Here is a 24877-nt window from a genome sequence, read left to right as displayed (position 1 = left end):
CACGGTCCGACACCCGGGCCGTGCACGTCCTACGCTGGCACGATGACCGAGCAGGCGAGCGGCCCCGCGGGGCTCCCCGAGCAGGAGACGATCCTCCTGGCGGCCTTCGAGGGCTGGAACGACGCGGGTTCCGCCGCGAGCCAGGCCCTCGAGCACCTGCACGAGGTGTGGGGCGCGGAGCAGGTCGACGAGCTCGACCCGGAGGAGTACCACGACTTCCAGGTCAACCGACCCGTGATCGCCGCGGGCCCCGACGGTCGCCGGGAGATCACCTGGCCGAGCACCGCGGTCGCCGTCGCCACGGCCCCGCAGTCACGCCGGCGAATCGTGCTCGTCCACGGCATCGAGCCCTCGATGCGGTGGCGGCGCTACTGCGGCGAGCTGCTGGACATCGCGCAGGGCCTGCGCGCGACCACCGTCGTGACGCTCGGCGCGCTGCTGGCGGACGTGCCGCACACCCGGCCCATCCCGGTCACCGCCACGAGCGAGGACCCGGACGTCCGGGAGGCGCTCGGCCTCGACGCGAACTCGTACGAGGGCCCGACCGGCATCGTCGGCGTCCTGCAGCACGAAGCCGCCGCGCGCGGGCTGCGCACCGTGTCGCTGTGGGCGGCGGTGCCGCACTACGTCGCGCACCCGCCGTCGCCCAAGGCCACGCTCGCTCTGCTGCACCGCATCGAGGCCCTCACCGGCGAGACCGTGGCGCTCCGCGACCTGCCCGAGGACGCCGCCGCGTGGCAGGCCGGCGTCGACGAGCTCGCGGACGAGGACTCCGAGATCGCGGAGTACGTCCGCCAGCTGGAGGAGGCCAAGGACACCGCGGAGCTCCCCGAGGCGAGCGGCGAGGCGATCGCCCAGGAGTTCGAGCGCTACCTGCGCCGCCGCGACAAGGGCATCGGCGGCTGACGCCGGTCCCCGTCCGGACGGCGTCGGCGGCTACAGCCGCACGCCCAGCAGCGCGTTGACGGCGCGGGCGACGACGCCCGGCGCCCCCTGCTCGTCCTCGGCACCCGCGAGCGAGGCGTCCGCCCACGCGTCGACGGCCCGCAGCGCCCGCGGAGCGTCCAGGTCGTCCGCCACGGCCGCCCGCACGGCGGCGAGGGTGGCGTCCGCCGAGGGCCCGCCGTTCCCGGAGACCGCGGCGCGCCACCGCTCCAGGCGCGCCTGCGCGGAGACCAGCGCGTCCTCGGTCCACTCCCAGTCCGCGGCGTAGTGGTGGTCGAGGATCGCCAGCCGCACCGCCATGGCGTCCACGCCCCGGGCGCGCAGCTCCGACACCAGCACGAGGTTGCCGAGCGACTTGCTCATCTTCTCGCCGTCCAGGCCCACCATCCCGGTGTGCACGTGCGTCCGCGCCCCGTGGCCGGCGTCGATCAGCCGGGCGTGGGACGTGCTCATCTCGTGGTGCGGGAACCGCAGGTCCGACCCGCCGCCCTGCACGTCGAACGGCAGGCCCAGGCCGTCGCGCGCGATGACCGCGCACTCGATGTGCCAGCCGGGCCGCCCGCGACCCAGGTCGCCGCCGTCCCAGCACGGCTCGCCCGGGCGCGCCGCCCGCCACAGCAGCGGGTCGAGCGGGTCCCGCTTGCCGGGCCGGTCGGGGTCGCCGCCCCGCTCGCCGAACAGCGCGAGCATCGCGGCCCGGTCCAGCCGCGCGACCCGCCCGAACGCCGGGTCGACCGAGAGGTCCGCGTACACGTCGCCCGTGCCCTCGCCGTGGGCGTCCGGGACCCCGACGACGTAGGCGGCCCCGGCCGCCACGAGCGCGTCGACCGCGGCCACCACGTCGGGCACCGCCTCGACGGCTCCCGTGTACACGTCGGGCGGCACGACGCCCAGGGCGGTCATGTCCTCCAGGTACAGCGCGGTCTGGTCCGCCGCGAGCTCCCGCCAGTCGACCCCCGTGGCCTCGGCACGCTCCAGCAGCGGGTCGTCGACGTCCGTCACGTTCGACGCGTAGCGGACACGCTTGCCCTCGTCGAGCCACGCGCGGACCAGCAGGTCGAAGGCCACGTACGTCGCCGCGTGCCCGAGGTGCGTCGCGTCGTACGGCGTGATGCCGCACACGTACAGCGTCGCGTCCGTGCCCGGTGCGGCGACCACGAGCTCGCCGCTCGAGGTGTCGCGCACGCGCACGGGCCCTCCCTGGCCGGGGAGCTGCGGGATCTGCGGGGCGGGCCAGGTGAGCACGGCGTCGAGCGTAGTCGGCGGTCCGGGGTGCTGCCGCCCGCGTCCGTGCGGGCCCGGCCGGGTGACCGTGGCCCCGGGGCGGCGCGTCGCCGGGCGGACACGGGCGGCCCCCGGGACAATCCGCCGCATGGAGCATGCGTGGGTCCACGGCGACGACGGGTGGGCGGCGACACCGCCGGAGGGGCTGCTGGGGCTGCTGGCGGCCGCCGAGCCACCCAGCGCCTGGGTGCACGTCGACGCGGTGGCCGGTCTCGCGGACGCCGCGCGGCAGGCCGGCATCCCGGACTCGGTGGTCCGCCGGTCGGTCGACGGCGGCCAGGGCGACCCGCGCCACCCGCAGCTGCGGCGGCTGCCCGGCGGCGGCCGCTACCTCGTGAGCCCGACGCTCGCCTACGACGCCCGGACCCGTGACGTGCGGACCGGCACCTGGGCGGCCCTCGTCGTCGACGACGTGACCATCACCGCGGAGGAGGGACCGGGGGGCCTGCTCGCCGACGTGCTCGAGCACCTCGGCGATCCGGAGCGGCTCCCGCAGGACGTCCCCAGCCACGTGTTCGCGGCCGCGCTGATGTCGCTCGTGCGCCGCGCCGGGGACGTCGAGGTCGGCGTCGGGGAGGCCGTCGCCGACGTCGAGCAGATCGTCTTCACACCCGCCTCCGACGACCCGGCCGCGGTGGTGTACGACCTCAAGCGCGAGATCGCCGAGGCGCGTCGCGCCCTCGTCCCGCTGCTCGCCGCGTTCCCCGAGCTGGTCGCCGAGCAGGAGGACAGCCGGCGCGAGACGCGCACCATGCGGTGGATGCGCCGGCTCGACACCGCGCTCGGGAAGGTGGACCGCCACCTCGACAGCCACGACCGGCTGCTCGGCGACATGCTGAATGTGCACCTGTCCCAGGTCTCGGTCCGGCAGAACGAGGACATGCGCAAGATCTCCGCCTGGGCCGCGATCATCGCGGTCCCGACGCTGATCGCGGGCGTGTACGGCATGAACTTCGACCACATGCCGGAGCTGCACTGGCTCGCCGGCTACCCGCTCTCGGTGCTGCTCATGGCCGGCGCGGCGTTCGTGCTCTACCGGCTGTTCAAGCGGTCCGGCTGGCTGTGAACCGGGCCGCGGCTACGCTGGCACACCCTCACGCCCCCGCCGGAAGCGAGCCGACCGTGCCCCGACCCGTCCCCTGGCTGCTCGTCGTCGCCGCGGCGCTCGTGGTGCTGGCGCTGACCCCGCCCGGACGCGAGGTCGCGGCACCGCTGTGGGCCGGCGCGCTGGTGGCCCTGCTGGTCGCGCTGGTGCTCGAGGTGCGGGGCTGGCGCGCCGCGCGAGGGCGCCCACGACGGGGTGCGGGGCCGGACCGGCGCTGACCCGCAGGCGTCAGGCGCCCGCGAGCGGGTCGAGCACGCCCGTGACGAGCAGCAGCGCCACGACCACCGCGAGGCCGATCCGGTAGACCACGAACGGCCGGTAGGAGTACGTCGACACGATCTTCAGGAACCCGATGATCACCACGTACCCGACCACGAACGCCACCAGCGTCGCGACGAGCGTCACCCCCAGCCCGGGCGTCCCGGGCGTGCCGAAGTCCCCGACGCTGGACCCGAGCTGGTAGAGACCGGACCCGAGCACCGCGGGGATCGCGAGCAGGAACGAGTATCGGGCGGCGGCCTCGCGCGTGTAGCCGAGCAGCAGGCCGGCGGTGATGGTGCCGCCGGACCGGGACACGCCCGGCACCAGGGCCATCGCCTGCGCGAGCCCGAACCACACGGCGTGCCGCGGCGTCAGCCCGGTGAGCGGCCGGCTCCGGCGCCCGCGCCGGTCCGCCCAGTCCAGCACCAGGGCGAACCCGGCCAGCGTCAGGACGATGAGCCACAGGTTGCGGAACGGCTTCTCGATCGCGTCCTGGAACAGCAGGCCGAGCACGACGATCGGCACAGACCCCAGGGCGATGAACCAGGCCATGCGCGCGTCGGGGTCCGCCTCGCCGTCCGCCGGCGCCCCGAGCCGCGACCGCCAGTCCGACCCGAGGTCGCCGCGCACCGCCCGCCACCAGTGCGTGCAGATCCGGGCGATGTCGCGGCGGAAGTACAGCAGCACGGCCGTCTCGGTCCCGATCTGCGTGATCGCGGTGAACGCCGCACCCGGGTCGCCGGAGCCGATCAGCTCCCCCACGATGCGCAGGTGCGCGGACGACGACACGGGTAGGAACTCCGTGAGGCCCTGCACGAGGCCGAGGACCACCGCCTCGAACACGTTCATGCGACGGTCCCGTTCTCGATGCGCGCAGCCACGAGGCGCCACGATAGCGGCTGGCCCTGGGCACCCGGATACGCTCGGGCGCATGGAACAGCGCCAGCTCGGACGGACCGGCCTGCGGGTCTCCCACCTCGGCCTCGGGACGCTGACCTGGAGCCGGGACACCGACGCGCACGACGCGGCCGAGCAGCTCCGCGACTTCGCGGAGGCCGGCGGCACGCTCGTCGACACGTCCGCGTCCTACGCCGACGGCGGCGCGGAGGAGCTGCTGGGGTCGCTGCTCGGGGACGTCGTCGCGCGCGAGGACGTCGTCCTGTGCACCAAGGCGGGCGTGCGTCGCACCCCCGACGGCGGCGTCGTGGACGCGTCGCGGGGCGCCCTGCTCGACACGCTGGACGCGTCGCTCCGCCGCCTCGGGACGGACCACGTCGACCTGTGGCTGGTGCAGACGCCCGACCCCCGCACGCCCCTCGCGGAGACCGTGAGCGCCCTGCGCCGCGCGGTGGACTCGGGGCGCGCCCGCTACGTCGGGCTGTCGAACCACGCCGGCTGGCAGGTCGCCCGCGCGGCCACCCTGCTCGGCGACGACCCCGGGCTCGCCGCCGTGGAGGCCGAGTACTCGCTGCTCCAGCGCGGCATCGAGCGGGAGGTGCTGCCCGCCTGCGCCGACCTCGGCATCGGCGTCCTCGCGTGGTCGCCGCTCGGCCGCGGGGTGCTGACGGGCAAGTACCGGCGCACCGTCCCCGCCGACTCCCGCGCGGCGTCCCCGCACCTGGCGGGGTTCGTGGAGCCCTACCTGGGGTCGGTGGCCGCCGCGGTCGTCGAGGCGGTCGTCACGGCCGCCGACGGGCTCGGGCGCGCGCCGCTGGAGGTCGCGCTCGCCTGGCTGCGGGTGCGCGCGCAGGTCGCGTCCGCGGTGGTCGGCGCGCGGACGCCCGCGCAGCTGCGCGCCTCGCTCGCCGCCGAGGACGTCGAGCTGCCCCCGGAGATCCTGCGGGCGCTCGACGAGGTCAGCGCACCGGGCCTGGGGTACCCCGAGCGCCGTTGACGTCCGCGGGCCGGACCCGCCGCGTCAGGAGCCGGGACGGACCGCGTCGTCCTCGTCGTCGTACGCGTACTCGGGCAGGTCGTCGAGGTCGTCGTCGTCCGTGGCGTCGTCGTCCTCGTCGTCCTCGTCGTCCTCCTCCGCGAGGTAGAACGGCGTGGCCTCGCCGTGCACGGTGCCGAGCGCGTCGTCGTACACCTCGAAGGCGTCCGCCAGCACGTCGTACGCGTCGTCCACGGCGGGGTCGTCCTCGCCCCGACGGGTCGCCACGGCCGTGTAGTGCGCCTCCAGGGCAGCGATGAGCCGGTCCAGCGCCGCGCGCGGGTCGATAGCCATGCGATGACCGTAGCGCCGCACCAGGCACAATGGCACCCACGACGTCAGCGGAAGGCGGTGCGCATGGCACGCACGGACCAGGGCGCGAAGCGGCCCGACTCCCCCGAGGCGGCACGGCAGTACGAGTACCGCGTCCTCACGATCCCCCGGAGCACGAGCCGCAACGACGCCCGGCGGCTGCTCACCGACGAGGCGGAGTACGGCCGCTGGGAGCTCGCGCGGACGCTGCTCTACTCCGGCGGGGAGCGCAAGGTGTGGCTGCGGCGCCGGATCATCCGGGTCCGGTCGACGCTCGGGGCGTTCGGGGACTGACCCCTGCGGCCGGGCGCCGCGCGGGGCTCAGGCCTCCCGCAGCAGGCCGTCCAGCACCCGGACGCCGAACCGCAGCGAGTCGGAGGGCACCCGCTCGTCGACGCCGTGGAACAGCGCCGTGAAGTCGAGGTCCGCCGGCAGCCGCAGCGGCGCGAAGCCGTAGCCGGTGATGCCGAGCCGGGCCAGCGACTTGTTGTCGGTGCCCGCGGACAGCATGTAGGGCAGCACGACGGCCCCGGGGTCCTGGGCGCGCAGCACGTCGGTCATGGTGTCGACGAGTCCGCCCGTCGCGGGCACCTCCAGGCCGATGTCGATGTGCTCCGGCTCCACCCGCACGTGCGGGCCCGCGAGCTCGCGCACCGTGGCCAGCACGTCCTCGTGGTCGCCGGGCAGCGGGCGGACGTCGATCGTCGCCGTCGCGCGACCGGGGATGACGTTCGACTTGTAGCCGGCCTGCAGCTGCGTCGGGTTGGCGAGGGTGCGGATCGACGAGCCGACGAACCGACGGGCCGGACCGAGCGCCCCGATGAGCCGGTCGATCGCCAGCGGGTCGTCCACGTCGAGCGGCAGACCGGTCAGGTCGGCGACACCCTCGAGCAGTGCGAGCACCGTCGGCGTCAGGCGGGTGTCCCACTGGTAGGCGCCGATGCGGGCGACGGCGGCCGCGAGCTCCGTGACCGCGTTGTCGGGGTTGACCGCCGAGCCGTGGCCCGCGGTGCCGTCCGCGACCAGGCGCAGCCACGCGATGCCCTTCTCGGCGGTCTGCAGCAGGTACGCCCGCCGGCCCTGCACGTCCACGGAGAACCCGCCGACCTCCGACACGGCCTCCGTCGCGCCCTCGAACAGCTCGGGGCGGTGGTCGACGGCGTAGCGGGCGCCGAACCGGCCGCCGGCCTCCTCGTCGGCGAACATCGCGACGACCACGTCCCGCGCGGGGCGGCGGCCCTCGCGGGCCATCTGGCGGACGACCGCCAGGATCATCGCGTCCATGCCCTTCATGTCGACGGCGCCGCGGCCCCACACCATGCCGTCGAACTCCTCGCCGGCGAACGGGTCGACCTTCCAGTCCTTCGCCTCGGCCGGGACGACGTCGGTGTGGCCGTGCAGCACCAGTGCCGGCCGGGACCGGTCCTCGCCCTCCAGCCGCACCACGACGTTCGCCCGGCCGGGCGCCGACTCGAACAGCTCGGGTTCCAGGCCGACCTCGTGCAGCAGCGCCATGACGTGCTCGGCCGCCGCCCGCTCCCCCGGCCCGGAGCCGTCGCCGTAGTTCGACGAGTCGATCCGGATGAGGTCCTGGCACAGGCGCACGACCTCCCCCTCGGCCACCGAGGTGTCGTGCGGGTCCTGCGGCTGGGAGGCGGGTGCGGAGGCCATACCGCCCACCGTACCGGCGCCCCCACCCCCACCCGCACCCCTCACCCCAGCGCGCACCCCTTCCCGCGAGCTCGGCAGTCCGAGGCGAGTTCGGCACCTGGAGCTGCCGACGTCGTCGCGGAACTGCCGAGCTCGCGAGAAGGTCCGGCCGGGCGGGGGCGGGCGGGGGGTGGGGGTGGGTGGGTGGGTCAGGACGGGGTGAGGCCGCGGCGGGTGAGGAGGGGGGTGATGTCGGGGGTGCGGCCGCGGAGGTCGGCGAACGCCTGCATCGGGTCGACGGAGCCGCCGCGCGAGAGGAGCCGCGCCCGGAAGGTGTCGCCGTTCTCCCGGCGCAGGCCGCCGTTCTCCTCGAACCACGTCACCGTGTCGGCGTCCAGCACCTCGGACCAGATGTACGAGTAGTACCCGGCCGAGTACCCGCCGCCGAACACGTGGTTGAAGTACGTGGTCCGGTACCGCGGCGGAACCGGCGCGAACGCCACGCCCGCGGCCTCCAGCGCCGCCGCCTCGAACGCCTCGACCTGCTCGACGTCCGTCGGCACGTCCTGCGGCGCCAGGCGGTACCACGCCTGGTCCAGCAGGGCTGCGGCCAGGTACTCCGTCGTCGCGAAGCCCTCGCCGTCCTGCCGCGCCGCGATGAGCGTGTCGACCCACTCCTGCGGCATCGGCTCACCGGTCTCGTGGTGCACCGCGTACGCCCGCAGCACCGACGGCTCCCACGCCCACATCTCGTTGACCTGCGACGGGTACTCCACGAAGTCGCGCGGCACCTCCGTGCCCGACTGCGACGGGTACCGCACCGCCGAGAACAGCCCGTGCAGCGCGTGCCCGAACTCGTGGAACAGCGTGATGACCTCGTCCCAGGTGAGCAGCGTCGGCTGGCCGGCGGGCGGCTTCGGGATGTTGAGGTTGTTCACCACCACCGGCGCCTCGCCCAGCAGCGTCGACTGGTCGACGAGGTTGTTCATCCACGCCCCGCCGCGCTTGGAGTCGCGCGTCCAGTAGTCGCCGAGGAACAGGCCGAGGCCGGAGCCGTCGGCGTCCGTGACCTCGAACACCCGCACGTCCGGGTGGTAGCCGGTCAAGTCGGGGCGCTCGGTGAACGACAGGCCGTAGAGCTCGTGCGCCGCCCGGAACACGCCCTCGTGCAGCACGCGGTCGAGCTCCAGGTACGGGCGCAGCCGGGACTCGTCGAGCGAGCGGCGCTCCTGCCGGACCTGCTCGGCGTAGTACGCCCAGTCCCACGCCTCGAGGGTCGCGCCGGGCACGTCGCGCCGGAGGGCCTCGGTGAGGTCGGCCGCCTCGGCGCGGGCGTTGGCCACGGCGGCCGGCGCCAGGCGCGCGAGCATCTCCGCGACGGCCTCGGGGGTCTTCGCCGTGGCGTCCTCCGCCACGTACGCGGCGTGGTGCGGGTAGCCCAGGAGCAGCGCCCGCTCGGCGCGCAGCCGCGCGAGCGCCAGCAGGGTGGCGCGGGTGTCGTGCTCGCCGCCGCGACCGCCGCGGGACACCGACGCCGCGTGCAGCCGCTCGCGCAGGCCGCGGTCGCGGAGCTGGGCGAGCGCGGGCTGCTGCGTCGGCAGCACCAGGTCGATCAGCCAGGCGCCCTCGTGGCCCCGGCGGGCGGCGGCCTCGGCGGCGGCCGCGCGGGCGTCCTCCGGCAGGCCGTCCAGCTCCGCCTCGTCGGTGACGAGGACGGCCGAGGCGTTCGTGTCGGCGAGCAGCAGCCGCCCGAACACCGTCTCCAGGCGGGTGATCTCGGCGTTCAGCTCCCGCAGGCGCGCCTGCGCGGCGTCGTCGAGCCGCACGCCGGCGCGCACGAACGCGGTGTGCTGGCGGTGCAGCAGCCAGGCGGTGTCGGGCTCGAGGTCCAGCTCGCCGGACTCGTGCGCGGCGTGCAGCGCCTCCACCCGGGCGAAGAGGCGGCGGTCCAGGTGGATCGCGTCGCTGTGCGCGGCGAGCAGCGGGGCGACCTCCTCCTCCAGCTCCTCCAGCGCGGGCGTGGAGTCCGACGACGACTGGTTGAAGAACACCGTGGCGGCGCGGTGCAGCAGCCGCCCGGACCTCTCGAGGGCGTCGAGGGTGTTCTCCACCGTCGGAGGCTCCGACGAGGACGCGATCGCCTCGACCTCGGCCCGCTGCTCCGCCATGCCGGCGAGCAGTGCGGGGCGGTAGTGCTCCGCGCGGATGCGGGTGAAGTCGGGCAGGCCGTAGGGCAGGGAGGACGGGGCGGCGAACGGGTTGTCCGCGTCGAGCAGGGAGGTCATCCCCTCATCTTGGTGCGGATGACTGCCGGGCGGCGTGTCGGGGGCACCCGGACCGGCGTGTCGGACCGGGCCGGGTGCTGCCGGCGGACGGGCTCAGGCGGGGCGCGGGTCGTCCCGCAGCAGGGTGCCGAGCCACTCGTCGCGGCGCACGCCGCGCTGCACGCCGCCGCCGCGCAGCTCGCCCTCGACGCGGAACCCCGCGCGCTCGGCCACCCGCCGCGACGGCCCGTTGCCGACGAACGCCCGCCACGACAGGCGCACGAGGCCGAGCCGGCCGAACGCCGCCCCGACCACGAGGGCGACGGCGCGGGACATGACGCCCTGCCCCCGGCGGTCGGGCGCGAGCCAGTACCCGATCTCGGCGGAGCCCGCGCCCTCCATGACGAGCCCGACCATGCCGACCAGCGTGCCGTCGACGGCGTCGCGCACCGCCCAGGTGCACGCCGTGCCCTTCGCCCACCCGTCGCCCACGTACCCGCCGACGAAGCCCTCGGCGTCCTCGCGCCGGTACGGGCTCGGGACGGTCGTCCACTCCTGGACGTCGGGGTCCTGGCAGACCTCGGTGATGCGGTCGACGTCCTCGGGGCCGGGGGTGCGCAGCAGCACCACGCCGTCGGTCAGCTCGAACGGGTCCATCCGGCCACTCTGCCAGCGACGACGCGGTGCCCGCACCGGGTTTCGGCGTCGTCCCGGGCGGGCGGTCGGCCCGCGCGCCGGCCACGCCGGGGCCCGCGCGACCCCCTGGGCGTCGCGCGGGCCGCGGGTGTCAGCCGACGAGCGCCTGCCTCCGCACCGGCAGCCCGTGGGCCGCGCCGACGCCCGCGTGGTACAGCTCGCCGGCGTGCGTCGACAGGCCCCCGGCCAGCGCCGGGTCGGCCGCGAGGGCGTCGCGCCACCCGAGGTCGGCCAGTGCCGTCAGGTACGGCAGCGTGGCGTTGGTGAGGGCCCGCGTCGACGTCACGGGCACCGCGCCGGGCATGTTCGCGACGCAGTAGAACACCGCGTCGTGCACCGGGAACGTCGGGTCGTCGTGCGTGGTGGGCCGCGTCGAGGCGAAGCACCCGCCCTGGTCCACGGCGACGTCGACGAGCACGGACCCCGGCCGCATGCCGGCGACCATGTCGTCCGTGACGAGCTTCGGCGCCCGCGCCCCGGGGACGAGCACGGCGCCGACCACGAGGTCCGCGTCGGCGACGGCCTCCTGGACCGCGAGGGCCGAGGACGCGAGCGTGCGCACGCGCCCCCCGAACGCCACGTCGAGCTCGCGCAGCCGCGGCACGGACAGGTCCAGCACCGTGACGTCGGCGCGCATGCCGAGCGCGACCTCCGCGGCGTGCTGCCCGGCCACGCCACCGCCGATCACCACGACCTTCGCGGGGGCCACGCCCGGCACCCCGCCGAGCAGCCGGCCGGAGCCACCGCCGCTCCGCATGAGGTGGTACGCGCCGACCTGCGGGGCGAGCCGCCCGGCGACCTCGCTCATGGGGGCCAGCAGCGGCAGCGACCCGTCGGGCAGCTGGACCGTCTCGTAGGCGATGGACGTGACACCCGAGGCGAGCAGGGCGTCGGTCTGGGGGCGGTCCGCGGCCAGGTGCAGGTACGTGAACAGCACCAGGTCCGGGCGCAGGTAGCCGTACTCCGGGGCGATCGGCTCCTTGACCTTGCAGACCAGCTCCGACGACGCCCACAGCTCGGCCGCCGTGGGCACGATCCGGGCACCGACGGCGGCGTAGTCCGCGTCGGCGATCGCCGATCCGGTCCCGGCGCCGGCCTGCACCAGCACCTCGTGCCCGCGGGCGACGAGCTGGTGCACCCCGGCGGGGGTGATGGCGACGCGGTACTCGTGGTTCTTGATCTCGGCGGGGATACCGACCCTCATGACGACGCCTCCGGGGGCTCGTGCGGCTGCCGCAGGGCCGGGGAGGACCTGCGCGGGCACCAGACTGAACTTCGTGGTGTATCGGCTGGGTAACAGCGTGTGTCGGTTCGTTACGCTGCCCCCATGGCCGAACATCCTGCAACCCCGGGTGCGACGTCGGTCACACGGCCGAACGATCTTCGCCTCGACGCCGTGGACCGGCGGCTGATCCGCCTGCTGCAGCAGGACGGGCGGATGCCGAACAACGCGCTCGCCGCGGCGGCCGGGATCGCGCCCTCCACGTGCCTGGCCCGGGTGCGGGCCCTGCGGCAGGCCGGGGTGATCCGCGGCTTCCACGCCGACGTGGCCCCCGAGGCGCTGGGGCGCGGGCTGCGCGCCATGGTGGCGGTGCGGATGGCGGCCGGGTCGCGAGCGGCGCTCGAGCCGTTCGCCCGGTCGGTCGCGGCGCGTCCGGAGGTGCTCGACGTGTACTTCCTCGCCGGCGCCGACGACTTCCTCCTCCACGTCGCGGTGCGGGACACCGACGAGCTGCGGCGGTTCGTGGTCGAGCGGCTCAGCGACCGGCCGGACGTCGCGTCCACCGAGACGTCGCTGGTGTTCGAGCACCTGCGCGGCGCCGTCGGCGCCTGACACCGCCGGCCCGTCCCGTGCTCACCCGGTGAGCCGGTCCCGCACGGCGGCACGGACCCGCACCTGGTCCTGCATCCCGCGCACGCGGCGGACAGGGACACCGTGCGCCCAGTCCCACCACAGGCGGTCGGTGGCGCGGGCGAGCGCCCACCCGGCGACGGCGGCCGCGTCGAGCCCGGCACGGTCGGCGACCAGCCGCGTCCGCTCGGCGAGCTCGGCCCGCGGGTCCGCCGCACGCCACGGGTCCCCCACCTGCTCCAGGAGGGGTGCTGCGTCGTAGGCGGGGTCGCCGCGCAGCGCCTTCGGGTCGAGCGCCACCCAGCCGTGCGGGCCGCGCAGCAGGTTGCCGGGGTTGAGGTCGCCGTGCAGCTGGACCACCCGCCGCGGCTCCGGGCGGCGCATCTCCTCCACCCCGGCCCGCAGCAGGCCGACGTCGACACCGACGCCGCCCCGGGCGGCGTCGGCCGCCCGCTGCTCCGAGAGGCCGGCCGACCTGGCGGCGACGTCGCGTAGCGCGGGCAGCCCGTCGGGCACGGGTGCCGCGTGCAGCACCCGCAGGACGTCCGCTCCCGCGGCGAGCCGTGCGACCACGGGCGTGCGCACCGTGCGCATCGGCGTCCCGGGTCGGACGCGCTCCAGCAGCAGCGCCCAGTCGGCCTCGTGGTGCGCGACGAGTCGGACCGCCGCACCACCGGCCGCCGCGCCCGCCCGGCCGGTCGTCGCCTGCCACGCGCGCAGCACGGCCGCCTCGTGACGCGCCTCGTCGTGCGGGAACGCCACCTTGAGGACCAGGTCGGCCCCGTCCGGTCCCGTCACCGGCGCGCACCACGAGACCGAGCCGGACGGGAACGGGTCCCCGAGCGTCAGACCCCACCGGCGGACCGCGCGGTCCACCAGCTGCGGCAGCCGGGCGATCCACTCGGCGCCACCGGGACTCCGGCCCGCCCCGCCGCCCAGCGCCGCCGGCAACGCCAGCACGGCCGGACCGTCGCCGACCGGGCGCGTCACACCCGCAGCGGATGCGGCGACGGCGCCGGACGGGTCAGACTCGCGGGACACGGGCGACACGCTAGAGGTGGACGAGGGCCGGTCGCATGGAGACGTACCGCAAGCAGCGCGCCGGGGCGCCGGCGGGGTTCTTCGCGTGCGAGGCCGCGGGGCTGCGCTGGCTGGCCGTGCGCGGCGGGGCGCCCGTCGTCACCGTGCGCGGTGTGGGGGCCGACCACCTCGACCTGGAGCGCCTGCCCGAGGTCGCGCCCAGCCGCCGCGCGGCCCGGGAGCTCGGCGCGCGCCTCGCCGTCACGCACGACGCGGGCGCGCCCCGGTTCGGCGCTCCGCCACCGACGTGGGACGGCGACGGGTTCTTCGGTCCCCTCGACCAGCCGCTGCCGATGCCGGCGGGCGACCACGAGAGGTGGGGGGCGTTCCTGGCGGACTGCCGGATCGAACCCCTGGCGGGTCTCGCCCGGCAGCGGCGCGCGCTCGCGCCCGCGGACCTCGACGCGCTCGCGCGGCTGGCGGAGGTGCTGCGGCGCGGGGACCTCGACGACGACGAGCCTCCCGCGCGGCTGCACGGGGACCTGTGGTCGGGCAACGTCCTGTGGACGCCTGCGGGCGCCACCCTCATCGACCCGGCGGCCCACGGCGGCCACCGGGAGACCGACCTCGCGATGCTGGCGCTGTTCGGCTGCCCGTACCTCGACGAGGTGCTGGAGGCGTACCAGGAGGTGCACCCGCTGCGCCGCGGCTGGCAGCACCGGGTCGCGCTGCACCAGGTGTACCCGGTGGGCATGCACGCGGTGCTCTTCGGCGGCGGCTACGCCGCGCAGCTCCGGCGGCTCGTCGCGCCGTACGTCTGACGCGCGCCGCCCGCCCCCGGCCGGCGCCGTGGGCCCGGCACCACGGCGGCCCCGGGCGGCGACACCCCTGGGGGTGCACCGCTCCGGGGCCGCCGGCGCCAGGTGGCAGCATCCGTACGCCACCGTCCGTCGCGCCCGCTTGTCCTTCTCCCGCGCGACCTGAACCGTCCCGGCCTCGTTGAGGACCGTCGGTGACGAGCCACCCGTCCCGCGTCCGTCCGACCCTCGTGAGGGAAGCGTGCTCCGCGTCCGGGCCGGTCCCTCCCGCGGTGGGATGCTGCCACCACCGCGCGGACCGGGAGCCCGAGTCTCGCAGGGTAGAGCGCAGAGGCGCCACGGATTATTCCGGCCGCGGTCCGGCGGACCGGAAGCCCAGGTCAGCGGCCCAGCAGCCGCACGCCGTAGTGGTCGAACGTCGCCGGCAGCGGGTCGTGCGCCAGGTAGCGCGCCCGCGGGAACGCCAGGTCCAGCTCCGCGAGGCCGGCGAGCAGCCGTCCTGCCACCAGCAGCACGACGTTCCTCCCGGGGCAGGACACCGGGCCGCCGCTGAACGGCAGCAGGCCCCAGTCCGCGTCCGCGCGGCCGTCCAGCCACGCCTCCGGCTCGAACCCGTGCGCGAAGCCCAGCCGCTCGGGGTCGCGGTGCACGAACGCGCTCACCACCGCGAACCCCGTCCCGGCGGACAGCTCCCGGGAGCCCCACACGGTGGGCGCCGTGGCGTCGCGCAGCACGACGAACGTCGTCGGCCACAGCCGCACCGACTCCAGGACGCTTCCCCGGGCGTACGGCTGCATCGCGGCGCCCGAGGCCGCCTCCGAGCGGAGCCGCTCCCGCACGACGGGGCGCGAGGCCGCGACGGCCAGCGCGCGCAGCACGGCCGCGCCGGCGGCGTCGAAGGCGAAGAGCCACTGCGGCACCTGGCCCGCCGGGTCGGGAGCCGCGGACGACTGCGCCGCGCGCGCGATGAGGCTCCCGGGCTCGGCGCGGTCCGCGTAGGCGCGCAACCGCTCGGCCAGCTCGTGCCGCAGGCGGGACCGGCGGGGCTTGAGGAACGCCCAGTTCGCGTCCTGGCGCAGCGCCCAGATGACGTCGGTCACCCGTTCGTCGTCCCGTGCACCCGCGCCCAGCACGACGCTCCGCACGATCAGCCAGAACGCGGGGGCGAACGCCGGCCAGTCCAGGACCCCCGTCGTCCCGACCCGCGCCGTGAGCGCCTGCGTCTCCCGGTCGACCGCGGCGAGCAGCGCCTCGGCGTCACGGTGCACGGGCTCGGACGTGTCCAGGGCCTGCTCGTTCAGCAGGCGGCGCTCCGGGCGCCGGTCCGACGGCTGGATGAGGACGGCGTCGGGCTCGAAGTGCCGCAGCGCCGCGCGCTTCTCCCGCGACGCGGGGCTGAACGGCTCCGGGGACCCCGCGAGCAGGGCGCCGACGTCGTCGGCATGCAGCGGGAGGACCATCCGCCTCGGGCCGAGATCCAGCACGACGGGCGCACCGCCGTGCTCGTCGCGCAGCCCACGCAGCACCGCGGTCGCGGTGCGGTCCGTCTGCCGGCGCTCCGCCCAGGCCGTCACGCGGGGCCGGCGCACGATGGCACCCTGCGCGACCAGGGGCCCGAGCACCCGCCCGGCGACCGCGATGCTGCGGGCGACGCCCAGGTCGACGGGTGTGCGCGGGCTGACCGTCCCGGGTGCGGTCGGCGGGGCGGTGGCGCGGGCATCGGGCACGGGGAGCTCCTCGCGGTCGTGGTGGCGAGCACCCACCGGGGAGGGCGCCCGTCCAGGCGTAGCACGGCCCACCGGGCCCCGCACCGGGAGTGACGCGACGAGGGACCGCCGCGACGGCCCGGACCTGCGCGTCTAGGCTCAAGCCGATGTCAGAACCGAGCATCCCCGCCCCCGGGCCCGCCGACCGGTCCCCGGGCCCGCTGCCACCGGCACCCGCCACGCCCCGTGCGGCCGGCCCGGACCGCCGCGGCCCGTCGAGCCGACGCGCCCGCCGGTGGCTGCCCCGTGCCCTGCTCGCGCTGGTCGCGGTGCTGGTCGCACTGGGGTTCGGCGTGACGACAGCCACCGCCGACCTCAGCCTCGGCCCGCACGAGGCCCGGTACGAGGTCACCACGGACTCGACCATCACGTTCGACCTCGGGCCGCTCGGCACCCTGCGGATCGACTCGCCGCTGCCGCTCGGGCTCGGCACCCGGGTGGTCGTCGAGGAGATCCCGGCCGACGTGGACGCGCTGCAGGGCGTCGACACGCTGCAGGCGCTCACAGGCGACCTCAACGCGTACCTGCAGTTCTTCACCGGTCCGCAGGCCACCGTCGAGGACGCGGCTCGTGCCCTGGCGGCGGACGCCGGCCGGCGGGCCCTCGCCGCGCTCGCGGTCCTGCTCGCGGTGTGGTTCGGGGGCCGGGCGCTGCTGGGCGCCGCCCGGCGGCACGAGCTCGGCGCACGGATCGCGCCGCACCGGCGGCAGCTCGTCGGCGGCGCCACGGCCGTGGTGCTGGTCGGCGCCCTGCTGACGTCCAGCGACGAGGACCGCGCGCGGACCGAGGAGGACACCCAGGCCGCGTCCGCGGTGTTCGACGGCACCCCGCTCGAGGGCGCGCGCATCACCGGCCGGCTCGGCGGCATCGTCGACACCTACGGCGGGCTGGTCGTGCGGGCGCTGCGCGAGAACGACGAGTTCTACCAGGAGGCCGACGACTCCCTCGTCGCCGCGTGGGCCGACTGGGAGGACCGTGAGGCAGCCGCCGCGGCCCGGCCGTCACCGAGCGCCGGCCCGAGCGCGCGCCCGTCCGGGTCCCCCGGCCCGTCCGGGTCGCCCGTTGCGTCCGCGTCGCCCGCATCCCCCGCGCCGTCGCCGTCGGAGGACCCGGACGCCGAGCCGATCACGCTGCTCGTCGTGTCGGACCTGCACTGCAACGTCGGCATGGCCCCGCTCATCACGTCGATGGCGGAGATGTCCGGGGCGCAGATCGTGCTCGACGCCGGCGACACCACGATGAACGGCACCTCCGTCGAGCAGTACTGCGTCAGCACCTTCGCGCGGGCCATCCCCGACGGCGTCGACCTCATCACCGCTCCCGGCAACCACGACTCGGCCGAGACCACCGCGCAGTACGCCCGCGCCGGCGCCACCGTGCTCGACGGCGGCGTGATCGAGGCCCGCGGCCTGCGGATCCTCGGCGACCACGACCCGAAGGCGACCCGGCTGATCGTCGAGCAGACCCAGGACGAGTCGTACGCCGACGTCGGCGCCCGCCTGTCGCAGGTCGCGTGCGACGACGACGCCGGGGTCGACCTCGTGCTGTTCCACAACCCGCGCTCGGCGCCCGCGATGCTCGCCGACGGCTGCGTGCCCGCCCTGGTGTCCGGCCACATGCACACCCGCACGGACCCGGAGCAGGTCGGCGAGGGCATCCGCTACATCTCGTCGTCGACCGCCGGCGCGCAGGAGAACGAGCCCCGCATCGGCCCCCTCAAGGGCACGGCCGAGATGACGCTGCTGCGCTGGGACCCCGACTCGCGCCGGATCCTCGACTGGCAGCTCGTGGAGATCGGGACCGACGCGAGCGCGACCGTCCACGACCGGGAACGCTGGCCGGTCGTCGTGCCGGACCCGGACCCGGAGGCCGACGAGGACGAGGCACCCGCCGGTACGCCCACACAGGACCTCACGGAGCCTCCGGCCGGCTGACCGCACCAGCCCCGGCCCCGCCAGGAGACCTGCCGTCCCGCCCGCCGCGCGTCGCGCAGCGGGCGACCGCACCAGTGGCGGGAGCCGTGGGCCGGGGCGACGCTGGCGTCGGGCGCGGGACGAGTGCCCACACGACCGAGGCCCGGCGCGCGGCACCCGTCGCGCGCCGCACGCACCCGCAGGAGGACCTGTGTCGCAGGACGACGCCAGCAGCGAACGGACCGGCACGCCCGACCCGGACGACCCGCGCAAGCCCGACTCCCCCGACGACCTCACGCCGCGGTCGTGGCGCTACGTGCTGCGGACCACCGTCCGGGAGTTCCAGCACGACCAGTGCACCGACCTCGCCGCCGCGCTCACCTACTACGCCGTGCTGGCGCTGGCACCCGCCCTACTGGCCCTCGTCTCCGTGCTGGGCCTGGTCGGCGACGGCGAGCAGCTGGTGGACGACGTGCTGCGCACTGTCCGCGAGTCCGGGCCCGAGGGCGCCGCTGATGCACTCGACCCGATCCTCTCGGGGATCGCCGCGAGCCCCGGGGCCGGACTCGCGTTCGTGCTGTCGCTGGTGCTCGCCCTCTGGTCGGCGTCCGGGTACGTGACGGCCTTCAGCCGCGGCATGAACCGGGTGTACGAGATCGACGAGGGCCGGCCGATCTGGAAGCTGCGCCCGGTGCTGCTGCTCGTGACCGTGGTGCTGGTGCTGCTCGCTGTCGCCGTCGTCCTGGCTCTGGTGGTGTCGGGTGACGTCGCGCGGGCCGTCGGCGACGCGCTGGGAGTCAGCGACGTCACCGTCGCCGTCTGGAGCATCGCGAAGTGGCCGGTCGCCCTCGTCCTCGTGGTGCTCGCGGTCGCGATCCTCTACTACGCGACTCCCAACGTGCAGCAGCCGACGTTCCGGTGGATCAGCCCCGGTGCGGGGGTCGCTGTCGTCGTCTGGGTCCTCGCCTCGGCGGGGTTCGGGCTGTACGTGTCCACGTTCGCCTCGTACGACAGCACCTACGGCTCGCTGGCGGGGGTGATCATCCTGCTGCTCTGGCTGTGGCTGACGAACCTCGCGCTGCTGTTCGGCGCCGAGCTCGACGCCGAGGTGGAGCGGGGCCGCGAGCTGCAGGGCGGCATCGCGGCGGAGCGCACGATCCAGCTCCCGCCGCGCGACACCCGGGCGAGCGACAAGCGTCGCGCCAAGGCCGAGGAGGACGTCCGGCGGGGACGCGAGCTGCGGGAGTCGCGCGCGGGTCGCCGGCCCCGCTGAGGCCGCCGGCGGGGCCCGGCCCCGCGCCGCCGACCCCGCGCCCCCCTGCGCGGCGGGCCCCTCAGCCCTGCGGCTGCCGACGTACTCCCAGTGCCACGGCTCCTGCGGCCCGGCGCCGTCCGGGCCCATCTCCCGAGGGTGCACCCACCCGTGGTCCGGACCGTGCTCGGCCATCCACCGGTACAGCGGGGAGTCGAAGCGGCCGACGCCGCCGAACCCGCGGAAGTCGACCGCCACCCCCCAGCCGTGGTGCGACCGGCCCGGGGTGGCGGCGAGCGCACCCTTGGCCTGCCGGACGTCCACCTGCGCCGCGTAGGAGCGGTAGGTGTCCCCCACCGGCAGGTCGCCGCCGTGGTCCGCGCGGAACTCCGCGTTCAGCGCGACGAGCGCGTCGGCGGCGTCGCAGCGCAGGCGCGCGCCCTCGGCGAAGGGCACCGGGCACAGCAGCGCGGGGTCGAGGGTGCCGTCGGCGCGCAGCGGGCCGGACGCAGCCGCTGGGGTCCCGCCGTCGCCCGTCCTCCCCGCCGGGAGGTCCGCCCGCGCGAGCTGCTCCGCCAGCCGCCCGGCGTCCGCGACCGCGGACTCGAGGGCGGCGAGCCGCTGCGCGGGCGCGTCATCCCCCGGCACCGGCGCGGCACGCTCGACCGCCAGCGACAGCCGGAACACGTCGGCGGCGGCGGCGCGCACGTCCGCCGCGGCGGCGACCCGCTCGCCCGTGGTGGCGGCCGCGGCGACGCGCACGGCTGCATCCGGTGCGGCGGGCCCCGGGTCCGCGACGGAGGCGTCCGACGCCGTGCCCGCGGACGCCTGCACGGGGACCGGGCGGGCCACGGGGACGGCCCCGCCCAGGGCGGCGGAGGCGTCCCGGAGAGCGGCGACCGCCGCGTCGAGCTCCGCGAGACCGGCACGGGGCTGCGGTGCGGTCCGCAGCGGGTCGACACCGTCGGCGGCGTCCAGCGCGGCGCGGGCCAGCAGCAGCGACTCCGTCGTCACGCCGCGCTCCAGCGCCCGCGCCTGCGCGCCGAGCCGCCGACCGGACGCGTCGGCGCCGCCCTGGACCGCCCGGCCCGGGGTCGCGGTCGGCGGGCCGTCCGGTACGGCGGTCGCACGAGCGGGAGCCCGCGTGACCGCAGCGACGTGCGGCGGGTCCGCCGCCGCCTGCCGGGGTTCGGCCACCACCTGCGCCGGGCCCGCCCCGGCCCCGACGGCTGCCGCCACGCCGAGGACCACAGCACCGCGGGTCGCCCGGCGCAGTGCCACCGCGGTCCCGCCGAGGCTCGCCCGCCCGACCCGCCGGTGGCGGGCCGTCCGACCGGACCTCGCGACCATCGCGGCTCCCGGAGGTACGCGGGGCGGTGCGTCCCGCACGGACGCGGAGACCGGGAGCCCGGCCCCGTGACGGGCCTGCCCGGCGGCCCGCCCTGCCCACGCTAGGAAGGGCCCGCAGGGGTGTCAACGGGCAGGGCCCCCCGGCGCCGGCGCGCACCCGGTGCTCCCCCCGACCACCGGGTGGCTCTCCGACCACCGGGTGGCTCCCCGACCACCGGGGGCGCCGCCGGACAGCGCCTGCGGACAGCCGGCACACCCGGGGGGTCACGTCTCGTCGCGTGCCCGTTCCGCAGCCCGGAGCCGCGCCTCCGACCGCTCGAGCGCCCGCTGCGCCGCGGTGCGCGCCGACCGGGCGCGCCGCAGCTCGAGCCCGACGTCCCGCGCCTCACGCTCGGCTGCGGCGAGCACCTCGCGGAGGCGGGCGATCTCGGTACGAGTCGACTCCACCACGCCCGCGAGCTCGTGATCGCGGCGGTCTGCCGCGTCGACCCGCGCGTCCGCCGCATCGCGCGCCTCCCGGTCGGCGGTGACGGCCGCGCGCGCCAGCGTCGCGTCCTCCTCGGCGGCCCGGCGGGCGACCTCACGGCGCCGGCCGGCCTCACGCTCACGCTGCGCGCGCCCCGGGCCCGGGGGACGCTCCGCCTGACGCTCCCGCTCCCGCCGGGCCCGGCGCCCGCCCCCCGACACCCGTGCCACGTCGCGCCCGACCGTCCGCTCCGCGCGTCCGTCCACCGGCGCGCGGCCCGCCCGGGACTCGCGTCCGCTCTCCACCGGCCCGGCGCCGCCCCGCCCGGCCCCGGCGTGACCGGCCCCGGCGTGACCGCGGGCCGGCTGCACCTCGCCGGCGACCGACCGCTCGGGCTCCTCCGCGGCGATCAGCCGACCGCGGCGCCGCCGCGGCGGGTCCCCGGCGGGCTCCGCGGTCGGCGCCTCGGGTGCGACGACCTCGCGCAGCGGCGTGCGTCGCACCGGTGCCCCCGCCAGCGGGGGTGCTCCCGGCACCGCCGTCGCGCCGGCCACGTCGACCGGCTCGAACCCGGAGGAGAACAGGTCGCGCACGAGCAGCCCGGTCGCGACCGCGCCCGCGGCGTCCGGGTCGCCCATCGCGGCGCGCAGCGTCGCCTCGACCTGTGCGCGGGCGGCCGCCGCGGGGCGCCCGGACCCGCCGTCCGCCGCGAGGGCGAGCGCCGTGGGCACGACCGTGGCGAGGACGCCCTGCTGGTCCGCGTGCAGCGCCCGCAGGTCGGCGCCCGCGAGGGCGGACTGCGCCTCCCGCAGGCGCACGCCGAGCTCGAGCAGCCGCGCGACGTCCTCGGGGTGGTGGCGCAGCAGCAGGTTCACCGCCGAGGCCGCCGCGGACGGCTTGCGGAGCGCCCCGACGGCGCGGGCCAGGTCGCGGTCGCCCGCCGCTCGGGCTGCCCGCACGGCTGCGGTCCGCTGCGCGGTGAACCGCGCCGGCGGCACGCCGTACAGGTCGACGGCCACGCGCACCAGCTCGGGGTCCGCCTGCGACGCGTCTGCCACGGGTCCTCCTCCGTCCCGGCGTCCACGATGCCGGACCGCGGCCGACCCGGCCACACCCGCGGGCCCGGACCGGTCCGTCCCGCGGCGCGGACGGCGACCCTGCCGGCGCGCACCGACGATAGCCTCGGCCCGCACACACGGGAGGGCGGTGGCACGGTGCCGGACGGCTTCGAGATCGGCCGCGACGGACCCACGGCCGTCGTGGTCGGCGTGGACGGCTCGGACCCGTCCCTGCGCGCCGTGGCCTACGCGGCGGGGGTGTCCCGCCGCCAGCGCAGCCGGCTCGTCCTGGTGTACGCACGCGAGCCCGCCGGCGGCCTGGCGTCGCTGATGGACAGCACGGGGGCGGGGACCGCGGCGGCGGTGCTGCACCAGGACGACGTGCAGCGACAGCTCGAGGGCCTGGTCGCGCTGGGCGCGGCGGAGGGCGTCCCCGCGGAGCTCGTCGTCCGGTCCGGTGACCCCTACCAGGTGCTGTCGGCCGTGGCGCACGAGGTCCGGGCGGACAGCGTGGTCGTGGGCTCGTCCTCGAGCATCGGCCACCGGATCGCCGGGTCCCTGGCAGTGCGGCTCGTCCGCAGGGCGCGCTGGCCCGTCACGGTCGTGCCGTGACCGCGGGGCCCGCCGTCCCGGTGACCGGCGACGCCCGTCGCGGACGCACGTCAGCCCCGAGCGCGCAGCAGTCCCGACTCCCACGCCACCGCGGTGTCGAGCGTCACGTAGCCGCGGCCGGCGAAGAACACCGTGACGCGGTCCTCCTCGACCACCGACACCTGCCCGGGCCCGAACTCCGTGTGCTCGACCGCCTGACCCGGGTGCACCGGCGCGTCCTCGACCACCACGGACGTGCCCGCGTCGCAGGAGTCGCACGCGCCGCACGGCCGGGGGTGCGGCTCGCCGAGCAGCTCCAGCAGCAGCCGGCGGCGGCAGTCGGTGGTGTCCGCGTACGCGCGCACCACCTCGACCCGGGAGCGTTCGACGGCGCGCCGCTCCTGGTGCCGCGCCGCGGCCTCCTCGGCGACCCGGGCGGCCGGGACGCCGGTCGACCGGAGCCTGCCGCGCGCGTCCCGGTCGAGCGCGCCGGCGTCGAGCAGGACCCCGATCGCCCGTGAGGCGGTGCGGGCCGACAACCCGGACCCCGCGACGACCGTCCGCTGGTCGACGGCACCGTCCGCGACGGCGTCGAGCACGGCCGCGAGCGTGGCACGGCGCGGGACGCCACCCGAGCGCAGGTACTGGTTGAGGCCGAAGTCCTCGGGCCGGACGACGAGCACCGCGCACGCCGGTTCCCCGTCGCGGCCTGCTCGACCCACCTCCTGGTAGTAGGCGTCGAGCGACGTCGGCGGACCCGCGTGCACGACGAACCGCACGTCGGCCCGGTCGACGCCCATGCCGAACGCGCTCGTCGCGACGACCAGGTCGTGCTCACCACGGAGGAACGCGCGCTCGACGGCCGCGCGCCCGGCCGCCGGGAGCCCGGCGTGGTAGCCGAGCGCGGGCCGGCCCGCGGCCCCGAGGCGCGACACCAGGTCCTCGACGTGCGCGCGTGTGCGCCCGTAGACCAGGCCGGCTCCCTCCAGCCCGAGGACGGCCTCCACGACGCGGTCGTCGCGCTCCCCCGGTGCGGCGGCGTGACGAGCGCCGAGCCAGATGTTGGGCCGGTCCGCGTCGTGCGCCAGCACCCGCGGCTCCGTCATCCCCAGCCGGTCGACGATCTCCTGGCGCACCTGGGGTGACGCCGTGGCGGTGAGCGCGAGCACGCGGGGGCCGCCGAGCCGCCGGACGGTGGCGGCGACGTGCACGTAGTCGGGCCGGAAGTCGTGCCCCCACTCGCTCACGCAGTGCGCCTCGTCCACCACGACCAACCCGACCGGTGCGCGGTCGAGCGCCTCCGCAACCGGCGCGCGCACCAGCTGCTCCGGCCCGAGCACCAGCACGTCGAGCTCCCCGGCGGCTGCGCGGCCGAGCGCGTCCCGGACGGCTGCCGCTCCCCGGGCCGAGCTCACCGCCTCCGCCCGCAGCCCGGTCTCCCGCAACGCGTCGACCTGGTCCCGCTGGAGCGCGAGCAGCGGCGAGACGACGACCGTCAGGCGACCGCCGCTGAGCATCGTCGCGATGGCGTAGACGGCCGTCTTCCCGGCCCCCGACCGCGCGACCAGGAGGGTGTCCCGGTCACGCAACCCGTCCAGGGCATCACGCTGCGCCTCCCGGAGGCGGTTGCCCTCGCCGAGGACCCGCCGGACCGCGTCCTCGAGCGCCGGCGGTCGCACGCCGGTCGCGCCCGGAGCCACGCGCTCAGCGCCGGGGGCGGTGCAGGGCCAGGAAGAACCCGAGCCCGCTCGTGGCGATGCCCCCCGTGAACACCGTGATCGACGCGTGGTCGACGGCGAATCCCATGAGCCAGAAGCCGCCCAGCATGAGGGCGAAGCAGAACAGGAACAGCAGCACACGGGCAGCCGCCGGCGGCGGGGGCTGCTCTTCGGTGACGCGAGCGCGCTCGAGCTCGTCGGCCTGCGAGGCGGACATGCGGTGACCTCCGGGGTGGGCGCTCAGCCGCGGGGCTGGGCGGGGTTGGTGGGCACGCCGTGCGACGGCGGGTTCTGGGCCGGTCCCGCGGTCTGCGGCGAGACCGCGCTCCCGGCGGCCGGCGGCGGCGCCTGCTCGGCGGCCGGCGCTGTGGGGTCCCCGCCGGACGGGCGCTGGCCCTCGGCCAGGTCGAGCAGGCGGTGGTCGAGGATCTGCAGCACCGCGGGCCGGTTCGCGTGCGCCTCCTCGTAGCGACGCAGCACGTCGAGGTCCTCGGCTTCGAGGCTGCGGATCCGGTGCCCGAGCGACCCGACCGGCAGGTGGTCGTAGTCGGGCACGGGCAGGTCGGTGCGGGTGGGCTCGTCAGGCATGGCATGTCCTCCCGGTCGGTCGCGCGTCGGGCTCG

At 76.8% G+C, this 24877-nt stretch carries 23 protein-coding genes and 1 pseudogene; 10 read left to right on the top strand and 14 right to left on the bottom strand.

The window, feature by feature from the left end:
• Positions 1 to 42: 42 nt before the first annotated feature.
• Complete coding sequence (locus tag K5O09_RS09035; protein WP_222172410.1) at positions 43 to 906, top strand: PAC2 family protein; 864 nt, start codon at positions 43 to 45, stop codon at positions 904 to 906.
• A 30-nt stretch (positions 907 to 936) separates the two neighbouring features.
• Here the strand turns inward: K5O09_RS09035 and mshC are convergent, their stop codons facing one another.
• Complete coding sequence (gene mshC, locus K5O09_RS09030; RefSeq protein WP_222172409.1) at positions 937 to 2190, bottom strand: cysteine--1-D-myo-inosityl 2-amino-2-deoxy-alpha-D-glucopyranoside ligase; 1254 nt, start codon at positions 2188 to 2190, stop codon at positions 937 to 939.
• 127 nt (positions 2191 to 2317) lie between these two features.
• On the opposite strand from mshC, the gene K5O09_RS09025 reads away from it, so the two are divergent.
• Positions 2318 to 3295, top strand: a complete 978-nt coding sequence (locus K5O09_RS09025; RefSeq protein ID WP_222172408.1) for a CorA family divalent cation transporter — start codon at positions 2318 to 2320, stop codon at positions 3293 to 3295.
• A 56-nt stretch (positions 3296 to 3351) separates the two neighbouring features.
• Positions 3352 to 3552, top strand: a complete 201-nt coding sequence (locus tag K5O09_RS09020) for a hypothetical protein (RefSeq protein WP_222172407.1) — start codon at positions 3352 to 3354, stop codon at positions 3550 to 3552.
• Positions 3553 to 3562: 10 nt separating this feature from the next.
• Here K5O09_RS09020 and K5O09_RS09015 read toward each other — a convergent pair whose 3' ends face one another.
• Complete coding sequence (locus K5O09_RS09015; protein WP_222172406.1) at positions 3563 to 4444, bottom strand: undecaprenyl-diphosphate phosphatase; 882 nt, start codon at positions 4442 to 4444, stop codon at positions 3563 to 3565.
• A gap of 82 nt (positions 4445 to 4526) precedes the next feature.
• On the opposite strand from K5O09_RS09015, the gene K5O09_RS09010 reads away from it, so the two are divergent.
• Positions 4527 to 5489, top strand: a complete 963-nt coding sequence (locus K5O09_RS09010; protein WP_222172405.1) for an aldo/keto reductase — start codon at positions 4527 to 4529, stop codon at positions 5487 to 5489.
• Between the two features lie 24 nt (positions 5490 to 5513).
• Here the strand turns inward: K5O09_RS09010 and K5O09_RS09005 are convergent, their stop codons facing one another.
• The gene (locus tag K5O09_RS09005) at positions 5514 to 5822 is read right to left on the bottom strand and encodes a primosomal protein (RefSeq protein WP_222172404.1); all 309 of its coding nucleotides are present in this window, start codon (positions 5820 to 5822) and stop codon (positions 5514 to 5516) included.
• A gap of 63 nt (positions 5823 to 5885) precedes the next feature.
• On the opposite strand from K5O09_RS09005, the gene K5O09_RS09000 reads away from it, so the two are divergent.
• Positions 5886 to 6134 (top strand): DUF5703 family protein, encoded by a 249-nt coding sequence (locus K5O09_RS09000; protein WP_222172403.1) that lies wholly within the window; start codon positions 5886 to 5888, stop codon positions 6132 to 6134.
• A gap of 27 nt (positions 6135 to 6161) precedes the next feature.
• On the opposite strand, the gene K5O09_RS08995 is transcribed toward K5O09_RS09000, so the two are convergent.
• The 4 genes from K5O09_RS08995 to ald all read right to left on the bottom strand — a co-directional run bounded on the left by K5O09_RS08995 (position 6162) and on the right by ald (position 11654).
• Complete coding sequence (locus tag K5O09_RS08995; RefSeq protein WP_222172402.1) at positions 6162 to 7511, bottom strand: M20/M25/M40 family metallo-hydrolase; 1350 nt, start codon at positions 7509 to 7511, stop codon at positions 6162 to 6164.
• A gap of 188 nt (positions 7512 to 7699) precedes the next feature.
• Complete coding sequence (locus K5O09_RS08990; protein WP_222172401.1) at positions 7700 to 9775, bottom strand: M3 family metallopeptidase; 2076 nt, start codon at positions 9773 to 9775, stop codon at positions 7700 to 7702.
• Between the two features lie 93 nt (positions 9776 to 9868).
• Entirely contained in the window at positions 9869 to 10411 is a 543-nt protein-coding gene (locus K5O09_RS08985; RefSeq protein WP_222172400.1) for a GNAT family N-acetyltransferase, read from the bottom strand.
• Between the two features lie 130 nt (positions 10412 to 10541).
• Entirely contained in the window at positions 10542 to 11654 is a 1113-nt protein-coding gene (gene ald, locus K5O09_RS08980) for an alanine dehydrogenase (RefSeq protein WP_222172399.1), read from the bottom strand.
• A 123-nt stretch (positions 11655 to 11777) separates the two neighbouring features.
• Here ald and K5O09_RS08975 point away from each other — a divergent pair, with 123 nt between their 5' ends.
• Positions 11778 to 12284 carry an Lrp/AsnC family transcriptional regulator gene (locus K5O09_RS08975; RefSeq protein WP_222172398.1) on the top strand — a complete coding sequence of 169 codons (507 nt, stop codon included), beginning with the start codon at positions 11778 to 11780 and terminating at the stop codon, positions 12282 to 12284.
• A 21-nt stretch (positions 12285 to 12305) separates the two neighbouring features.
• Here K5O09_RS08975 and K5O09_RS08970 read toward each other — a convergent pair whose 3' ends face one another.
• Positions 12306 to 13343, bottom strand: a complete 1038-nt coding sequence (locus tag K5O09_RS08970; protein ID WP_222172397.1) for an aminoglycoside phosphotransferase family protein — start codon at positions 13341 to 13343, stop codon at positions 12306 to 12308.
• Positions 13344 to 13378: 35 nt separating this feature from the next.
• On the opposite strand from K5O09_RS08970, the gene K5O09_RS08965 reads away from it, so the two are divergent.
• Entirely contained in the window at positions 13379 to 14143 is a 765-nt protein-coding gene (locus K5O09_RS08965) for a fructosamine kinase family protein (RefSeq protein ID WP_222172396.1), read from the top strand.
• Between the two features lie 377 nt (positions 14144 to 14520).
• Here the strand turns inward: K5O09_RS08965 and K5O09_RS08960 are convergent, their stop codons facing one another.
• Positions 14521 to 15867, bottom strand: coding sequence for a cytochrome P450 (locus K5O09_RS08960; protein WP_222172395.1), 1347 nt, complete (start codon positions 15865 to 15867; stop codon positions 14521 to 14523).
• A gap of 146 nt (positions 15868 to 16013) precedes the next feature.
• On the opposite strand from K5O09_RS08960, the gene K5O09_RS08955 reads away from it, so the two are divergent.
• Positions 16014 to 17840, top strand: a complete 1827-nt coding sequence (locus K5O09_RS08955; protein ID WP_222172394.1) for a metallophosphoesterase — start codon at positions 16014 to 16016, stop codon at positions 17838 to 17840.
• A 190-nt stretch (positions 17841 to 18030) separates the two neighbouring features.
• Complete coding sequence (locus K5O09_RS08950) at positions 18031 to 19092, top strand: YihY/virulence factor BrkB family protein (protein ID WP_222172393.1); 1062 nt, start codon at positions 18031 to 18033, stop codon at positions 19090 to 19092.
• Positions 19093 to 19179: 87 nt separating this feature from the next.
• On the opposite strand, the pseudogene K5O09_RS19545 reads toward K5O09_RS08950, so the two are convergent.
• Both K5O09_RS19545 and K5O09_RS08940 read right to left on the bottom strand, forming a co-directional pair.
• Positions 19180 to 20421: pseudogene (locus K5O09_RS19545) on the bottom strand (D-alanyl-D-alanine carboxypeptidase family protein); the annotation flags it as partial.
• Positions 20422 to 20685: 264 nt separating this feature from the next.
• Complete coding sequence (locus K5O09_RS08940; protein WP_222172392.1) at positions 20686 to 21945, bottom strand: hypothetical protein; 1260 nt, start codon at positions 21943 to 21945, stop codon at positions 20686 to 20688.
• A 156-nt stretch (positions 21946 to 22101) separates the two neighbouring features.
• Here K5O09_RS08940 and K5O09_RS08935 point away from each other — a divergent pair, with 156 nt between their 5' ends.
• Positions 22102 to 22557 carry a universal stress protein gene (locus K5O09_RS08935; RefSeq protein WP_222172391.1) on the top strand — a complete coding sequence of 152 codons (456 nt, stop codon included), beginning with the start codon at positions 22102 to 22104 and terminating at the stop codon, positions 22555 to 22557.
• Positions 22558 to 22607: 50 nt separating this feature from the next.
• Here K5O09_RS08935 and K5O09_RS08930 read toward each other — a convergent pair whose 3' ends face one another.
• Genes K5O09_RS08930 through K5O09_RS08920 form a run of 3 tightly spaced genes read right to left on the bottom strand, consistent with a single transcriptional unit; the run spans position 22608 to position 24842 of the window.
• Positions 22608 to 24236: a RecQ family ATP-dependent DNA helicase gene (locus K5O09_RS08930; protein ID WP_255596260.1), complete on the bottom strand. Its 1629-nt coding sequence runs from the start codon at positions 24234 to 24236 to the stop codon at positions 22608 to 22610.
• Positions 24237 to 24240: 4 nt separating this feature from the next.
• Positions 24241 to 24471, bottom strand: coding sequence for a hypothetical protein (locus K5O09_RS08925; RefSeq protein ID WP_222172390.1), 231 nt, complete (start codon positions 24469 to 24471; stop codon positions 24241 to 24243).
• Between the two features lie 23 nt (positions 24472 to 24494).
• Entirely contained in the window at positions 24495 to 24842 is a 348-nt protein-coding gene (locus tag K5O09_RS08920; protein WP_222172389.1) for a hypothetical protein, read from the bottom strand.
• Positions 24843 to 24877 lie beyond the last annotated feature (35 nt).

The organism is Cellulomonas sp. C5510 (assembly GCF_019797765.1).
In the GTDB taxonomy this organism is placed as follows: Bacteria; Actinomycetota; Actinomycetes; order Actinomycetales; family Cellulomonadaceae; genus Cellulomonas.
The sequence above is the reverse complement of the archived record's forward strand: the minus strand, read 5'-3'. Positions and strand labels throughout refer to the sequence as shown.

Excerpts from the sequence above, each read along its gene's own strand:
- ald (WP_222172399.1), bottom strand. The coding sequence starts at position 11,654 with ATGAGGGTCGGTATCCCCGCCGAGATCAAGAACCACGAGTACCGCGTC.
- K5O09_RS08995 (WP_222172402.1), bottom strand. The coding sequence starts at position 7,511 with ATGGCCTCCGCACCCGCCTCCCAGCCGCAGGACCCGCACGACACCTCG.
- K5O09_RS09000 (WP_222172403.1), top strand. The coding sequence starts at position 5,886 with ATGGCACGCACGGACCAGGGCGCGAAGCGGCCCGACTCCCCCGAGGCG.
- K5O09_RS08985 (WP_222172400.1), bottom strand. The coding sequence starts at position 10,411 with ATGGACCCGTTCGAGCTGACCGACGGCGTGGTGCTGCTGCGCACCCCC.
- K5O09_RS08925 (WP_222172390.1), bottom strand. The coding sequence starts at position 24,471 with ATGTCCGCCTCGCAGGCCGACGAGCTCGAGCGCGCTCGCGTCACCGAA.
- K5O09_RS09015 (WP_222172406.1), bottom strand. The coding sequence starts at position 4,444 with ATGAACGTGTTCGAGGCGGTGGTCCTCGGCCTCGTGCAGGGCCTCACG.
- K5O09_RS09035 (WP_222172410.1), top strand. The coding sequence starts at position 43 with ATGACCGAGCAGGCGAGCGGCCCCGCGGGGCTCCCCGAGCAGGAGACG.
- K5O09_RS08920 (WP_222172389.1), bottom strand. The coding sequence starts at position 24,842 with ATGCCTGACGAGCCCACCCGCACCGACCTGCCCGTGCCCGACTACGAC.
- K5O09_RS08975 (WP_222172398.1), top strand. The coding sequence starts at position 11,778 with ATGGCCGAACATCCTGCAACCCCGGGTGCGACGTCGGTCACACGGCCG.
- K5O09_RS09025 (WP_222172408.1), top strand. The coding sequence starts at position 2,318 with ATGGAGCATGCGTGGGTCCACGGCGACGACGGGTGGGCGGCGACACCG.
- K5O09_RS08965 (WP_222172396.1), top strand. The coding sequence starts at position 13,379 with ATGGAGACGTACCGCAAGCAGCGCGCCGGGGCGCCGGCGGGGTTCTTC.
- K5O09_RS09005 (WP_222172404.1), bottom strand. The coding sequence starts at position 5,822 with ATGGCTATCGACCCGCGCGCGGCGCTGGACCGGCTCATCGCTGCCCTG.
- K5O09_RS08955 (WP_222172394.1), top strand. The coding sequence starts at position 16,014 with ATGTCAGAACCGAGCATCCCCGCCCCCGGGCCCGCCGACCGGTCCCCG.
- K5O09_RS09010 (WP_222172405.1), top strand. The coding sequence starts at position 4,527 with ATGGAACAGCGCCAGCTCGGACGGACCGGCCTGCGGGTCTCCCACCTC.
- K5O09_RS08990 (WP_222172401.1), bottom strand. The coding sequence starts at position 9,775 with ATGACCTCCCTGCTCGACGCGGACAACCCGTTCGCCGCCCCGTCCTCC.